Annotated in this window: 13 protein-coding genes and 1 pseudogene; 9 read left to right on the top strand and 5 right to left on the bottom strand. The window is 71.4% G+C overall.

The genetic code is table 11. The features are described 5' to 3' along the window. Window positions 1-97: 97 nt before the first annotated feature. Window positions 98-715: a DedA family protein gene (locus ACW4TU_RS06870; RefSeq protein WP_457429956.1), complete on the bottom strand. Its 618-nt coding sequence runs from the start codon at window positions 713-715 to the stop codon at window positions 98-100. Next, window positions 715-1,491 carry an MBL fold metallo-hydrolase gene (locus ACW4TU_RS06865; protein WP_457425646.1) on the bottom strand — a complete coding sequence of 259 codons (777 nt, stop codon included), beginning with the start codon at window positions 1,489-1,491 and terminating at the stop codon, window positions 715-717. The genes ACW4TU_RS06870 and ACW4TU_RS06865 overlap by 1 nt, the downstream gene beginning before the upstream one ends. A gap of 121 nt (window positions 1,492-1,612) precedes the next feature. Here ACW4TU_RS06865 and ACW4TU_RS06860 point away from each other — a divergent pair, with 121 nt between their 5' ends. From ACW4TU_RS06860 to dnaK, 5 genes and pseudogenes are all read left to right on the top strand, one after another. Then, window positions 1,613-2,047, top strand: coding sequence for a hypothetical protein (locus tag ACW4TU_RS06860; RefSeq protein WP_457425644.1), 435 nt, complete (start codon window positions 1,613-1,615; stop codon window positions 2,045-2,047). An 87-nt stretch (window positions 2,048-2,134) separates the two neighbouring features. Next, entirely contained in the window at window positions 2,135-4,210 is a 2,076-nt protein-coding gene (locus ACW4TU_RS06855) for an alkaline phosphatase family protein (RefSeq protein ID WP_457425642.1), read from the top strand. Window positions 4,211-4,226: 16 nt separating this feature from the next. After that, a pseudogene (locus ACW4TU_RS06850) lies at window positions 4,227-4,640 on the top strand (DUF2201 family putative metallopeptidase); the annotation flags it as partial. A 66-nt stretch (window positions 4,641-4,706) separates the two neighbouring features. Continuing rightward, entirely contained in the window at window positions 4,707-5,135 is a 429-nt protein-coding gene (locus tag ACW4TU_RS06845; RefSeq protein ID WP_457425640.1) for an OsmC family protein, read from the top strand. Between the two features lie 157 nt (window positions 5,136-5,292). Next, on the top strand, window positions 5,293-7,176 hold the full coding sequence (gene dnaK, locus ACW4TU_RS06840; protein WP_457425638.1) for a molecular chaperone DnaK: 1,884 nt from the start codon (window positions 5,293-5,295) through the stop codon (window positions 7,174-7,176). A gap of 123 nt (window positions 7,177-7,299) precedes the next feature. Here dnaK and ACW4TU_RS06835 read toward each other — a convergent pair whose 3' ends face one another. Together ACW4TU_RS06835 and ACW4TU_RS06830 are read right to left on the bottom strand one after the other, a co-directional pair. Beyond that, window positions 7,300-8,115, bottom strand: coding sequence for an SAM-dependent methyltransferase (locus ACW4TU_RS06835; RefSeq protein ID WP_457425636.1), 816 nt, complete (start codon window positions 8,113-8,115; stop codon window positions 7,300-7,302). Between the two features lie 77 nt (window positions 8,116-8,192). Then, window positions 8,193-9,056, bottom strand: a complete 864-nt coding sequence (locus ACW4TU_RS06830; RefSeq protein WP_457425634.1) for a helix-turn-helix domain-containing protein — start codon at window positions 9,054-9,056, stop codon at window positions 8,193-8,195. Between the two features lie 233 nt (window positions 9,057-9,289). Here ACW4TU_RS06830 and ACW4TU_RS06825 point away from each other — a divergent pair, with 233 nt between their 5' ends. Next, entirely contained in the window at window positions 9,290-9,706 is a 417-nt protein-coding gene (locus ACW4TU_RS06825) for a hypothetical protein (protein WP_457425632.1), read from the top strand. Window positions 9,707-9,726: 20 nt separating this feature from the next. Here ACW4TU_RS06825 and ACW4TU_RS06820 read toward each other — a convergent pair whose 3' ends face one another. Beyond that, entirely contained in the window at window positions 9,727-10,647 is a 921-nt protein-coding gene (locus ACW4TU_RS06820) for a helix-turn-helix domain-containing protein (RefSeq protein ID WP_457425630.1), read from the bottom strand. 163 nt (window positions 10,648-10,810) lie between these two features. On the opposite strand from ACW4TU_RS06820, the gene ACW4TU_RS06815 reads away from it, so the two are divergent. From ACW4TU_RS06815 to ACW4TU_RS06805, 3 genes are all read left to right on the top strand, one after another. Continuing rightward, window positions 10,811-11,116 (top strand): 4a-hydroxytetrahydrobiopterin dehydratase, encoded by a 306-nt coding sequence (locus ACW4TU_RS06815; RefSeq protein ID WP_457425628.1) that lies wholly within the window; start codon window positions 10,811-10,813, stop codon window positions 11,114-11,116. A gap of 21 nt (window positions 11,117-11,137) precedes the next feature. Continuing rightward, a complete protein-coding gene (locus tag ACW4TU_RS06810) occupies window positions 11,138-11,887 on the top strand; it encodes a class I SAM-dependent methyltransferase (protein ID WP_457425626.1) in 750 nt (249 codons plus the stop codon). A 117-nt stretch (window positions 11,888-12,004) separates the two neighbouring features. Beyond that, a complete protein-coding gene (locus ACW4TU_RS06805; RefSeq protein WP_457425624.1) occupies window positions 12,005-13,897 on the top strand; it encodes a rhamnogalacturonan lyase in 1,893 nt (630 codons plus the stop codon). Window positions 13,898-13,936: the final 39 nt, after the last annotated feature.

The raw sequence follows: 13,936 nt of genomic DNA, 5'->3' as shown, positions 1-13,936 counted from the left end.
AGAGGGGGTACCCCCAGACGGGCTGAAATGGCTGGGCTCGCCTCTCTTGGTGTCCGAGGAATGCCGTAGCCCGCGGGCCCCGGCCCGGCCCTCCCGCTCAGGTCGCCCCGCGTATCCGCCGCCACGCACCGGGCGCCGCGCTGATCGTCAGGGTCAGCGCGACCGCCGCCGCCACGCCCTGCCAGGGCTCGTCGAAGAGTGAACCCCCGAGGACCCCGATCAGCTGGTACGTCGCGGCCCACGCGAGGCAGGCCGGGACGTCACCGCGGGCGAAGCGGCGCACCGGCCACCTCGCCATCAGACAGGCCAGCATCACCGGGATGCGTCCGGCGGGCACCAGCCGGGACAGCACCAGGACCGCCACCCCGTGCTCGCTCAGCTTCTCCTGGGCCTGCGCGAGACGGTCCTCCGGCGCCCGGTTGCGGATCGCCGCCAGCCAGCGCGAGCCGTTCCTCGAGTCCATGCCGCGCCGGCCCAGCCAGTACAGCGCCACATCGCCGAGGAACGCGGCCAGTGAGGCCACCGCGAACACCAGGACCATGGCGAGCGGCGCGGTCTGGTGAAAGGCCACCACGGCGGCCGAACTCACCAGCGCCCCCGTGGGCACCACCGGCACCAGCGCCCCGATCAGCACCAGCAGGAACAGTGTCGGATAGCCGATCGCCTGCCCCGCCGACCCCTGCCCCGACGTCGAGGCGGCAGCCAGGACCACGATCACCGTGCGACTCCCAGGCGCACGCTCTCCCCGTGCTCCAGCCGGTACACGTCGACCGCGGGCGCACGCGCCGCCGCGAGCCGTACGAACTCCTCGCCCGGCGCGTGGAACTCATGGGGGCGCACGGCGTCCATTCCGATCGGCCAGTACGTGCCGTAGTGCACCGGCACCGCGCTGCGCGGCGCCAACCGGGCCAGCGCCTCCGCCGCCCGCTCCGCGTTCAGATGCCCCTCGCCGAGATACGGCCCCCAGCCGCCGACCGGCAGCAGCGCCGCGTCGACCGGCCCGACCTCCTCGGCCATCGACGCGAACAGGCCCGTGTCCCCGGCGAAATACGTCCGGGTCTCGCCCTCGATCACATAGCCGAGCGCGGGAGCCCGCTGAGGTCCGACGTTCAGCCGCCGCCCGTCGTGCCGCGCGGAAACGGCCCGGACGACCAGGTCACCGACCTTTGCGTGGTCCCCGGCGACCACCTCCGTGATCCGGAGATGTGCCAGCCGGCGCGACAGGCCAGGTACCGCTTTCACCGCGCCCCGGGGCACGATCAGGCGCACGCCCGGCGCGAGGCGCGCGAGGGAGGGCACATGGAGGTGGTCGGAGTGCAGATGGGAGACGAGCGCCACGTCCGCGCGCCATGCGCCGGGCGGGGGCAACTCGCCCCGGCGACGGCGCAGATGGGCGAGCCGGCGCACGAACAGGGGGTCGGTGAGCACGCGTACGCCCGAGTCCTCGACCGTACAGGTGGCGTGACCCCACCACGTGATCTCCACCGGCACCCCTTTGCCTCCTTCGCGCGACTCCCCGAAGACTACGGGCAGGAGTAGGGTCGGCGGGAAACCCGGGGCGAGTGGGGAAACCCCGAGGTGAACGGGGAAGCCCGGAGCTTAGGGGGACGCCATGGGACACGCGCACGCCGCCGTCGGCCTGCCCGGTCCGGTACCGCGGGTCACCGCGATCGCCAGCCTGACGCCGCTCGAGGAACTCGACGAGGAGCCGTTCCTCGTCGACTCCCGCAGCCAGCACGCGATGTGCGCCCGCTGGGCCGCCGAGCAGGGCTACGTCGTCACCCGGGAGCTGCTCGTACGGGGGCTGCGCCCCGACCACGGTGCCCTGTGGGACGGTGTCGAGCCGGGCCTCGACCTCTTCGTGGCGCCCAGCCAGCGGGTCCTGGAGCAGGCGCTGACCTCGGTCGACGAGTTCACCGCCGAGTGCGAGCGGCGCGGGGTGCGGGTCGAGACGGTGGGCCACGCGGAACCGTCGTACGACGCCCAGATGAAGGCCCGGGTCCACCGCCGCCTCTCGATGCCGACCGCCGGGTACGACGGCCGCTGAACCCGCACGGGGCACCCGGGGGCTCCGCCCGCCCGTTGTGACAGGGTGTGCACAGGCCCGCCGTGGGGACGGGCCGGGACGTGAGGTGTGCGGGACGTGGGTGCGGGGCGTTGGCGGCGGATCGTCAGCCAGATCGGGCGGAGCGTCGCGGTGTGGGCCGTGTCCACGCTGACGATGCTGGTGCTGGCCGGCATCCTGCCGGACTTCCAGATCCGGTCCGGTGACGGCGACAGCGCCACCCGGATCGCGGTCGCCGCGGCCATCGGCGCCGGCGCCTTCGGTCTGCTGTCGGCCCTGGTCTGGCCGGTGCTGGTCCGGCTGCTGCTGCTCGTGCCCGCCCTCGTACTCGGCCTGCTGGTCTTCTTCCTGAACGGCGGACTGCTGCTCGTCGCCCTGCGGCTGACCCCGGCCGACCGCCCCGAGGCGGCCCCGGAGACGGCGGTGGTGGTCGCCGCGGTGATGTCCGCCGTGGCCTCGGCGACGGGCGCGGCACTGGCCGTACGCGACGACGACGCCTACCGAAGGCGGCTCTACCGGCTCGCCGACCGACGCGGCATCGCACGGCGGTTCGAGGGCCCCACGACGCCCGGCGTGGTGTTCCTGCAGCTCGACGGCGTCGGCCACGACGTCCTGGTGCGGGCGGTGGAGAAGGGGCTCATGCCGACCGTGGCGAGCTGGCTGGGTGCCTCGCACCGGCTCACCCCCTGGCGCACCGACTGGTCCAGTCAGACCGGCGCCAGCCAGCTCGGCATCCTGCACGGCACCAACCACGACATCCCGGCCTTCCGCTGGTACGAGAAGGACACCGGGGAGGTCGTGGTCTGCAACCGGCCCACCAGCGCCGCCGAACTCCAGCGCCGGGCCGTCGAACGCACCGGCGACGGCGGACTGCTCACCGTCGACGGGGCCAGCCGGGGCAACCTCTTCAGCGGCGGCGCCGAGGAGCAGGCCCTCGTGCTGTCCATCGCGGGGCGGCGGCGTGGCCGGGGGAACCGTTCCCGCGCGGGCTACTTCTCCTACTTCTCCGACCCCGCCAACGCCGTCCGCACCGCCCTGTCCTTCTTCGCCGAGGTCGGCCGCGAGGTCGGCCAGTCGACCGTGGCCCGGATGCGCGAACGGCGCCCGCAGGTCGCGCGCGGCGGCCTCTACCCCTTCATCCGTGCCTTCGCGACCGTCGTCGAGCGGGACGTGGTCGTCGCCGCCGTGATGGGCGACATGCTCGCCGGCCGCACCGCCGTCTACGCCGACCTCGTCGCCTACGACGAGGTCGCCCACCACTCCGGGCCGCACAGCCGGGACGCCGAGAAGGTCCTCCAACGCCTCGACCGTTCCGCCGCGTTGATCGCGCAGATCGCCGAGCACGCACCCCGCCCGTACCGGATCGTCCTCCTCTCCGACCACGGGCAGAGTCCCGGCGAGACCTTCCGGGGGCGGTACGGGCTCGGCCTCGGCGACCTGGTCCGGGCCGGCTGCGGACTGCCCGTACCGCGCAAGGCGCGGCGCACCCACAGCGGGGCCGAGGCGCGGGCCGCCGTGCGCGCCGCGCTGCACAGGCCCGTCGAGGAGGACGACGGGCGGTACGTGCCCCCGGGCCGCCACTCCGAACCGCTGGTGCTCGCCTCCGGCAACCTCGGGCTCATCTCCTTCCCCGACGTGCATCACCGCATGACCAAGGAGGAGATCGACGCCCGCCATCCGGCGCTGCTCACCACTCTCGCGAACCATCCCGGCGTCGGCTTCGTCCTCGTCCGCAGCGAGGAGCACGGCGGGGTGGTGCTGGGCGCGCACGGCGCGGAGATCCCGGTGGACGCTCTGGACGACGAACACAGCGGTCCGCTGGCCGACTTCGGGCCCGGCGCGGCGAGCGCGGTGCGCCGTACACACTCCTTCCCGCACACCGCCGACATCATGGTCAACTCCTGGTACGACCCGGCCGAGGGTGAGGTGCTCGCCTTCGAGGAGCAGATCGGCTCGCACGGAGGGCTCGGCGGCGACCAGGGCAAACCCTTTCTGATGGCGCCCCTCGGGCTGTCGGCGGCGGTCGAGGAGGGGGAGGAGCTGGTCGGCGCCGAGCACATCCACCGCGTACTGCGGCGCTGGCTGCGCGAGTGCAACGGGCCGCAGGTGCCCCTGGGGGTTCCCGGGGACCACCGGGTCGCCTGAACACGGGCCGCCGGACCATCCGCCGCTGCCCTTGGACGCCCAACTCGCCCGCTGGTTGCACGAGTTCGTGCCCCGCCCGGAGCCCGTACGGTCGTACGCGCGCCCCTCGCGCCGTCAGTCGTTACCCCCGACATCCCGCGCGCGGGGCGGTACTTCCCGCCCGAGGAGTTCGCCCGCTGTACGTTCGGCGTGGTCCTGGACACCTCCGGGTCGACGGACCGGACGCTGCTCGGGAAGGCGCAGGGCGCGATCACCTCGTACGCCGGAGCACGGAACGTACCGGCGGCGCGGGTCGTGTTCCGCGATGCCGCCGCACACGGCGCGGGCTGTCCGCCGGTCACCGAGATCGACGGACGGGTCCGGATGCACGGGCGGCGGGACCGTGCTCCAGCCGTTCACCGCACGGGGGCCGGTCTTTCGCGTGCAGTGAGCCGGAGTGTGATCGGATGGGGCATACGGAACCCCGGCTTCGGGACCACACGCGAAAGGAAGAACCGTGGCTACCACGCGCTCTGCACACACCGTCTGGGAAGGCAACCTGCTGGAGGGCAACGGCGTTGTCACCTTCGACTCCTCAGGTGCCATCGCCGCGCAGCCCGTGACGTGGGCCTCGCGCGCCCAGGACGCGAACGGGAAGACCAGCCCCGAGGAGCTGATCGCCGCCGCCCACTCCAGCTGCTTCTCCATGGCGTTCTCGCACGCCCTGGCCGGCGCCGGAACCCCGGCCACCAAGCTGACGACCTCGGCCGACGTCGTCTTCCAGCCGGGTGAGGGCATCACCGGCATCCACCTCACCGTGGAGGGCACCGTGCCGGGCATCGACGAGGACGCCTTCGTCGCCGCCGCCGAGAGCGCCAAGGAGAACTGCCCGGTCAGCAAGGCTCTGACCGGTACGACGATCACCCTGTCGGCGAAGCTCGCCTGACGTTCGCCCACGCACCCTGCCGCGCCCCTTGCTCCGAGGGGGCGCGGCATCGTCGTTTCCGGGGTACCCCAAAGGAGGGGCCCGGAGAAAGGATTGAGAAGAAGCCGCTCAAGTTTGTGCTGGAGGGCGGGAAGCGTCCTGGCGGAAGGGGACAGCTGTGGCACGTGCGGTCGGGATCGATCTCGGGACCACGAACTCGGTGGTGGCCGTGTTGGAGGGCGGTGAGCCCACCGTCGTCGCGAACGCCGAGGGGGCGAGGACCACACCGTCCGTCGTGGCCTTTGCGAAGAACGGGGAGGTGCTCGTCGGTGAGGTCGCCAAGCGGCAGGCCGTGACGAACGTGGAGCGTACGGCCCGCTCCGTCAAGCGTCATATGGGCGACGGCGATTGGCGGTTCCCCGGGCAGGGGTCCGTCGACGGAACCCGCTACCGCGCCCAGGAACTCTCCGCGCGCGTGCTGCAGAAACTGAAGCGGGACGCGGAGTCGTATCTCGGCGAGGACGTCTCGGACGCGGTGATCACCGTGCCGGCGTACTTCGACGACTCCCAGCGGCAGGCCACCAAGGAGGCCGGGGAGATCGCCGGCCTGAAGGTGCTGCGGATCATCAACGAACCGACCGCCGCCGCCCTCGCGTACGGCCTCGACCGGGGCGAGGAGCAGACCGTGCTCGTCTTCGACCTGGGCGGCGGCACCTTCGACGTGTCGCTCCTGGAGATGGGCGACGGCGTCATCGAGGTCAAGGCGACCAACGGCGACACCCAGCTCGGCGGCGACGACTGGGACCAGCGGATCGTCGACCACCTCGTCAAACGCTTCAAGGGGCAGTACGGCATCGACCTCGCGGGCGACAAGATGGCGCTGCAACGGCTGCGCGAGGGCGCCGAGAAGGCGAAGATCGAGCTGTCGAGTGCGTCGGAGACGACGATCAACCTGCCCTACGTCACCGCCTCCGCCGACGGGCCGCTGCACCTTGAGGAGAAACTGACGCGCGCCCAGTTCCAGGAGCTCACCGCCGGCCTGCTCGACCGCTGCAAGAAGCCCTTCAGCCAGGCGATCAAGGACGCGGGCGTGCAACTCGCCGTGATCGACCATGTGATCCTGGTCGGCGGTTCGACCCGGATGCCCGCCGTCACCGAACTGGTGAAGGAACTCACCGGCAAGGAACCGCACAAGGGCGTCAACCCGGACGAGGTGGTCGCCCTCGGAGCCACCCTCCAGGCGGGCGTCATCCGCGGTGACGTGAAGGACGTCCTGCTGCTCGACGTCACCCCGCTGTCCCTCGGCATCGAGACCAAGGGCGGCATCATGACCAAGCTCATCGAGCGCAACACCACGATCCCGACCCGGCGTTCGGAGATCTTCACGACGGCCGCCGACAACCAGCCTTCCGTGGGCATCCAGGTCTACCAGGGCGAACGTGAAATCGCCGCGTACAACAAGAAGTTGGGCGTCTTCGACCTCACCGGGCTGCCGCCGGCCCCGCGAGGCGTGCCACAGGTCGAGGTCGCCTTCGACATCGACGCCAACGGGATCATGCACGTCTCGGCGAAGGACCTCGCCACCGGCCGGGAACAGAAGATGACCGTCACGGGCGGCTCGGCGCTGCACAAGGACGACATCGACCGCATGATGCGCGAGGCCGAGCAGTACGCCGACGAGGACCGCAGGCGCCGGGAGGCGGCCGAGACGCGCAACCAGGCCGAGCAACTCGTCTACCAGACCGAGAAGTTCGTGCGGGACAACGAGGAACGGGTGCCGGAGGAGGCGAAGTCCGAGGTCGCGGCGGCCGTCGCGGAGGTGAAGGGACTGCTGTCCGAGGAGACCGACATCGGTGCGCTGCGGGCGGGGGCCGAGAAGCTGGCCACCGTCAGCCAGCGAATGGGCGCGGCGATGTATTCGCAGGCCCAGCAGGAGCCTCCGGCAGAGGGACGCGGCACCCGTGACTCCGCCTCGGCGCCGGAGGACGAGGGTGTGGTGGAGGCGGAGATCGTTGATGACGAGCGGGAGGACGGGGGTGACGGGAGGGAGAGGGGGGCGTAGGCGGTTCGCGGGCCGCGGGCGCGTTGTGGCTGATCGCGCCCACGCGGCGGAGCCGCACATGGATAGCCCCGCCGCCCCTGAAGGCAGGTCCCCGCGCCCCTGGAGGGGCGCGAGGCGCCTCCTTCAGGGCTTGCGTGCCACTCCCGCGTACACCGGGACGATGCCCTCTGCCTGGGCCGCCACGTCCTCCGGGTCCGGGCGCCAGCCGTAGACGGGGATCACGCCGGGGCCCAGCAGGTCCAGGCCGTCGAAGAAGCGGTGGAACTCCGCGAGAGGGCGGGGGAAGAAGGGCGTGCCGCTGCGCCGGAAGTGCTCGGCCGCCTTCTCGATGGCCTCGGGGCTGAGGTCCGGGGTGACCTGGGAGAGGATCAGGTAGCTGCCGGGCGCGAGCGCGTCGACGTACTTCTCCAGCAGACCGTGCACGTCGTCGCCCTCGGGCTCGGCACCGAGGTAGTGGGTCAGCGCGACCAGCGACAGCGCGACGGGCCGGCTGAAGTCCAGGGACTCGCCGGCCAGGCGCAGGATCGTCTCCGGGTCGCGGGCGTCGGCGTGCACGTAATCGGTCGTACCCTCGGCCGTCCCGTGCAGCAGGGCCTGTGCGTGCCGCAGGACGATCGGGTCGTTGTCCGCGTACACCACCTTGGCGTCGGGGGCGACGCTCTGGGCGACCTGATGCAGGTTCGGCTCGGTGGGGATGCCCGTGCCGATGTCCAGGAACTGGCGGATGCCGGCCTCGGCGGCGGTCTGCGTCGCGCGTTGCATGAACCGGCGGTTGGCGCGTGCGCCGCGCAGCACCGTGCCGTCGACGGCGAGGATCTTGCGGGCCAGCTCCTCGTCCACCGGGTAGTTGTCCTTGCCGCCGAGCCACCAGTCGTAGACCCGGGCGGGGTGAGGTCTGCTCGTGTCTATGCGGGTGGGCGCGCCCTCGGGTGCGGTCATGCGGTGTGTGCTCCTCAAATGCCGTGGGTTCGTTCGGTGAGTCCTGTGGCCGGTTCTGTGGATCGGCGGGTCCGGGATCAGTAGCCGTCGCGGTACTCGGCGATGATCTCCTTGGTGCGCTGGGCCGACGCGGCACCCGCCGTCATGTGGTCCAGGACCTCCAGGTGCGAGGCCACCTCCCGGCGGGAGTCCAGATAGAGCGCACCGGTCAGGTACTCGGTGTAGACCATGTCGGGCAGTTCCGGCTCGGCGAAGCGGAACAGCTCGAAGGGCGCCGACGTGCCCGGATGCGGGCCGTCCAGGAACTCGGCGACCTGGATGGTGACATGGCCGCTCTCCGACGCGTCGAGGAGCCGGTCCAACTGGTCGCGCATGACCTGGCCGTCGATGCTCACGGGCCTTCGCAGCACGGTCTCGTCGATGATCACCCAAAGGTGGGGCGGGTGTTCGCGGGTCAGCAGCTTCTGCCGGGCCATGCGCAGCGACACATGCCGCTCGACCGCCTCGGGGCCCGTGTGCCCGATCGTCCCGGCTTCCATGACGGCGCGCGCGTACTCCGGGGTCTGCAACAGGCCGGGCACGAAGTGGGGTTCGTAGGAGCGGATCAGCCGGGCGGAGCCCTCCAGGCTCACATGCATGCTGAACCAGTCCGGCAGGACGTCGGAGAACCGCTGCCACCAGCCGGGCTCGTTCGCCTCCTCGGCCAGGTCCACGAACATGGAGACTTCGCCTTCGGGTACGCCGTACGCAGTCAACAGCACGTGTACGTACGGGATTTTGAGGGAGACCTCGGCCATCTCCATCCGCCGTACGGTCGCCGGGGCCACCCGCAGGACCCGCGCGGCCTCTTCCCGTTTCAGCCCGGCGGCCTCGCGCAGCTCCTGGAGCCGTCTCCCGAGCACCACTTGGCCCACGGTGGGCGCAGCCCGCCGCTCACTCACGCCACGCCTCCCCTACGCGCCGAAGTAACGCGAGCAGTGTGTCACGTTCCGCTGTCGGCCTGACAGGTCGGAGGCCCGGAGATTACCCGGGAGGTAATCGACCCCGGTGGGCCCGCGCGGGAGAGTGGTGGCAACGGGTTCCGGGGCGGCGCACTCCGGTCCGGAACCCGGTTCCGGTTCTGCCTCGACTTCTGCTTCGACTTCCGCCTCGACCTCGATGGAGGGGATCCGCCATGTCCGCGACCCAGTTCGCCGCGCTCGCCGCCCGGTCCACCGAACCGCCCGTGATGCTGCGCCGCTTCCTGGCGCTGGACGCCCTGGTGACCGGAGCGAACGCGGTCGCCTATCTGGTGGCGGCCGGCCCGCTCGCCCGTTTCCTCGGCGTCGGCTCGGGGCTGCTGCTCGAACTCGGCCTGGTCCTGGCCGTGTACGCCGGGGCCGTCGGATGGCTGGCCTCGCGCGGGCAGCCGGCCGTACTGGCGGTGCGGGCCGTGATCGAGGTCAACCTCGCCTGGGCAGCGGTCAGTTGCGTCGCGCTGGCGCTGTGGCTCACCCCGAGCACCGCGGGGGCGGTCTGGGCGGTGTTGCAGGCGGCCGTGGTCGCGGGATTCGCCGTGCTGCAGTACGTGTCGCTGCGGGCGAATCACTGAGAGGTCGCTTCGGCCGACTCTCAACTCATCATCGTGTGGAGGTACTTGACCGTTGCCGGGTCGGCCGGGAGGAGTGTCTCGATGGCCAGCTCGGCGACGGTGATGTCCATCGGGGTGTTGAAGGTGGAGATCGACGAGACGAAGGAGAGCACTCGGCCCTCGTGCTCGATCCGCATCGGCAGGGCGAACGCGAACGCGGATTCGGATGCGGATTCGGATGTGAACGCTGAGTCGGCCGTCCGGTCCGGCGGGCTCTCCCGTCCCTCCGGTACCGGGTACGCGGCGACCTCCTCGTACAGCGCGCGCAGCGGCTCCGAGCGGTGCAGGGCGATCTGGCGTTCCATCTGGGCGAGCAGGTGCCCGCGCCACTCCGGAAGGTTACGGATGCGCGGGGCCAGACCCTCCGGATGCAGGGTCAGGCGCATAGCGTTCAGCGGTGGTGCCAGTACGGACTCGGAGACACCGTCGAGGAGCATCAGGATGCCCCGGTTGGCGGCCAGGACGTCGTACGTGGCGTCCACCACGAACGCCGGGTAGGGCTCGTAGCCCTGGATCAACCGCTCGATGCCCTCGCGCAGGGAGTCCAGTGCCGGGTCGTCGAGCGGGGTCTGGCGGTAGCGCGGGGCGTAACCTGCCGCCAGGAGAAGGGCGTTGCGGTCCCGGACCGGGACGGCCAGGTGTTCCGCGAGCCGAAGCAGCAGTTCCTCGCTCGGGCGGGAGCGGCCCGTCTCGACGAAGCTGATGTGGCGGGCGGACGAGTCGGCCCGCAGGGCCAGTTCGAGCTGGCTGACGCGCCGCCGCTCCCGCCAGACCCGCAGCAGCGGGCCGACTCCCTCGTGGGCCCCGTGAGCCCTGAGAGCGCCGTGAGCTCTGTGGGCCTTGTGGGCCTTGTCCGCGCGAGTGAGGGGGCGGGCCGCACCGCCGGTCGGGACCGTGGTCATACGACGACCGTAGCCGAGGCGCGGCGGAGAGTGGGCGGACGAACACGCGGCCGGCCGGTCCCCGACGTGCGAAACGGGCGGCGGGCACCCTCCTGACCAGGGCCGGAAGGCCCGGCCTGTGGCACGCTGGGAGGGCACCCCACATCAGGGAAGGAGCGTGGCCATGCCCGTCGAACCGCTGTCGCAGAAGGTGATCGAGGACCGGCTGGCGCGGCTGCCCGGCTGGTCGCTCGACGGGGACCGTATCGCCCGTTCCTATCGCCTCGGCTCGCACTTCGCCGCGACGGCACTGGTCATCCACATCGCGCAGGTCCAGGAGGAACTGGGCCACCACTCCGATCTCACCCTCGGCTACAACACGGTCTCACTCACCGTGAACACCCACAGTGCGGGCGGCGCCGTCACGGACCTCGACTTCCAGCTCGCCCGCAGAGTCGAGGCCCTCGCACCGGGCCACGGGGCGAGCTGACCGGGCCGAGGGAACGCGATCGTGCTGGACTACAGCCAGGAGGCGGAGCGGTACGACGCCTCGCGCGGCGGCGAGCCCAGGGCGGCGGCCGCCGCGGAGGCCGTGCTGAGCCTCGTACCCGAAGCGACGCGCAGCCTGCTCGACGTGGCGTGCGGCACGGGCATCGTGACCCGGCGGCTCGCTGCGGCGCGGGCCGGGACCGGGGTGGTGGGCGTCGACCTGACCGACGCGATGGCGAGACGGGCCGCCGCCCGGCTGCCGGGGGCCGTCGTACTCGCCGACAGCCGTCAACTTCCCTTTCTGGACGGCCGGTTGGAGGCGGTGACCAGTGTGTGGCTGCTGCATCTCGCCGGGCGGGCCGAGGACGTCAGAGCCATCGTCGGGGAGTGCGCGCGGGTGCTGCGGCCGGGCGGGGTGTACGTCACCACCGTCGACAAGGGCGCCTCGCACAACGTGGGCAGTGACATCGACGCAGTCCTCGCCTCGCGCCCTTGGCGTGCGGCACTGGACGCGGCGGCTGTCGTCGAGGCGCATGCTGTCGGCCACGGGCTGGTTCCGGCCGGTGAGGCGCGCTTCCGGGGGTATGGGCAGGGGCGCAGTCCCCGGCGGGCCGTCGCGGACCTGAGACGCGGATGGTTCATGACGTTACCGCCGGGCGACCCGCTCGCCGACGGCTTCGCCGCCCGGCTGGAGGCGCTGCCCGACCAGGACCGCCCCCGCCCGGACCCGGTGTTCACGCTGCGGGCGTTCCGGAAGCCGTATTCATCCTGAGGGCGGCGACACAACTCGCTTCGGGACAAGCAGACGTGGCGCATCGGGGCGGCAACTCCCGTGCGGGCGGCGGCGACTGGGAAGTGGAACCCGTCCGCCCCACAGGAGGTAGGTACCGTGCAGCACCCGCAGCCGCATGCCCAGCCCCATCCCCCCACCCGCATCAGACGCCGGACCCTGCTGTCCGCCGTGACCGCCGGAGCGCTCGCCGCCGCAGGGCTGGTGTCGCTCTCCGCGGCACCAGCCGAGGCCGCCACCGCCCGGCAGGTCGAGGCGCTCGACCGGGGTGTCGTCAGCGTGCACACCGACAGCGGCAACCTGGTCGGCTGGCGCTGGCTCGGCACCGACCCGAACGACGTGTCCTTCAACGTCTACCGGGCCGGCGCGAAGGTCAACTCGACGCCGGTGACCGGCTCCACGAACTACTTCCACGCGGGCGCCCCCGCCCAGGCCGACTACACGGTCCGGGCGGTCGTCGGCGGCGTGGAACAGGCCGACTCCGTCCACGCGATCCAGTTCCGTACCGGATACAAGGACGTCCCGATCACCCCGCCCGCCGGCGGCACGACTCCCGACGGGGTCGCCTACACCTACGAGGCGAACGACGCCTCGGTCGGCGACCTGGACGGGGACGGCGCGCTCGACTTCGTACTGAAGTGGCAGCCCACCAATGCCAAGGACAACTCCCAGTCCGGGTACACCGGCAACACGATCGTCGACGGGATCAAGCTCGACGGTACCCGGTTGTGGCGTATCGACCTGGGCCGCAACATCCGTTCGGGCGCGCACTACACGCAGTTCCAGGTGTACGACTACGACGGCGACCGGAAGGCCGAGGTCGCCATGAGGACGGCGGACGCGACGGTCGACGGGACGGGCGCAGTCATCGGCAACTCCGCGTCGGACTACCGGAATTCGAGCGGGTACGTGCTCTCCGGGCCCGAGTACCTGACCATGTTCAACGGGCAGACCGGCAAGGCGATGGGTACGGTCGACTACGTCCCGGCGCGCGGCACCGTCTCGTCGTGGGGCGACTCCTACGGCAACCGGGTCGACCGGTTCCTCGCCGGTACCGCCTATCTGGACGGCGCCCGGCCCTCCCTGATCATGGCGCGCGGCTACTACACGCGTACCGTGCTCGCGGCCTGGGACTGGCGGAACGGGGCGTTCACGCGCCGCTGGACCTTCGACTCCAGTTCCTCCACCAACAGCGGCAAGGGATTCGACGGGCAGGGCTCGCACAGCCTGTCCGTCGGGGATGTCGACGGTGACGGCAAGGACGAGATCGTCTACGGCGCGATGGCCGTCGACGACAACGGCAACGGGCTGTGGACGACGAAGACGGGCCACGGCGACGCCCAGCACCTGGGCGATCTGGACCCGGGCCACGCGGGCCTGGAGTACTTCAAGGTGTCCGAGTCGAGCTCCCAGCCGGCCGAACTGTACATCAACCCGGCGAACGGCACGGTCGACTGGAGCATCGCGGCCTGCTGCGACAACGGCAGGGGAGTCGCCGGGGACATCTGGGCGGGCAATGACGGAGCGGAGGTCTGGTCGGCTTCGGACTCCTCGATCCGCGACGAGGCCGGCGCCACCAAGGGCCGCGAACCGTCCTCCGTCAACTTCCTCTCCTGGTGGGACGCCGACCCGGTCCGGGAACTCCTCGACGGCACGCACATCGACAAGTACGGCACGTCCGCCGACACCCGCCTGCTGACCGGCGCGTCCGTCCACTCCAACAACAGCACGAAGGCCACCCCGGCGCTCTCCGGGGACCTCTTCGGCGACTGGCGCGAGGAGGTCGTCTGGGCGACGAGCGACAACACGGCTCTGCGCATCTACTCGACGCCGATCGAAACGACGACGAAGATCACGACCCTGCTGCACGACACGATGTACCGCACGGGCATCGCCTGGCAGAACACGGCGTACAACCAGCCCCCACACCCCAGCTTCTTCATCGGCAACGGCATGCCGACGGCCCCGAGGCCGACCGTCTACACACCGTGAACGACGGTGGGTGCGTGTCCCGCCGGACACGCACCCACC

The sequence above is a fragment of the Streptomyces kryoterrae genome (assembly GCF_054072135.1).
This window is presented reverse-complemented; position numbering and strand designations above follow the sequence as displayed.

Excerpts from the sequence above, each read along its gene's own strand:
- ACW4TU_RS06860 (WP_457425644.1), top strand. The coding sequence starts at position 1,613 with ATGGGACACGCGCACGCCGCCGTCGGCCTGCCCGGTCCGGTACCGCGG.
- ACW4TU_RS06835 (WP_457425636.1), bottom strand. The coding sequence starts at position 8,115 with ATGACCGCACCCGAGGGCGCGCCCACCCGCATAGACACGAGCAGACCT.
- ACW4TU_RS06825 (WP_457425632.1), top strand. The coding sequence starts at position 9,290 with ATGTCCGCGACCCAGTTCGCCGCGCTCGCCGCCCGGTCCACCGAACCG.
- ACW4TU_RS06820 (WP_457425630.1), bottom strand. The coding sequence starts at position 10,647 with ATGACCACGGTCCCGACCGGCGGTGCGGCCCGCCCCCTCACTCGCGCG.
- ACW4TU_RS06815 (WP_457425628.1), top strand. The coding sequence starts at position 10,811 with ATGCCCGTCGAACCGCTGTCGCAGAAGGTGATCGAGGACCGGCTGGCG.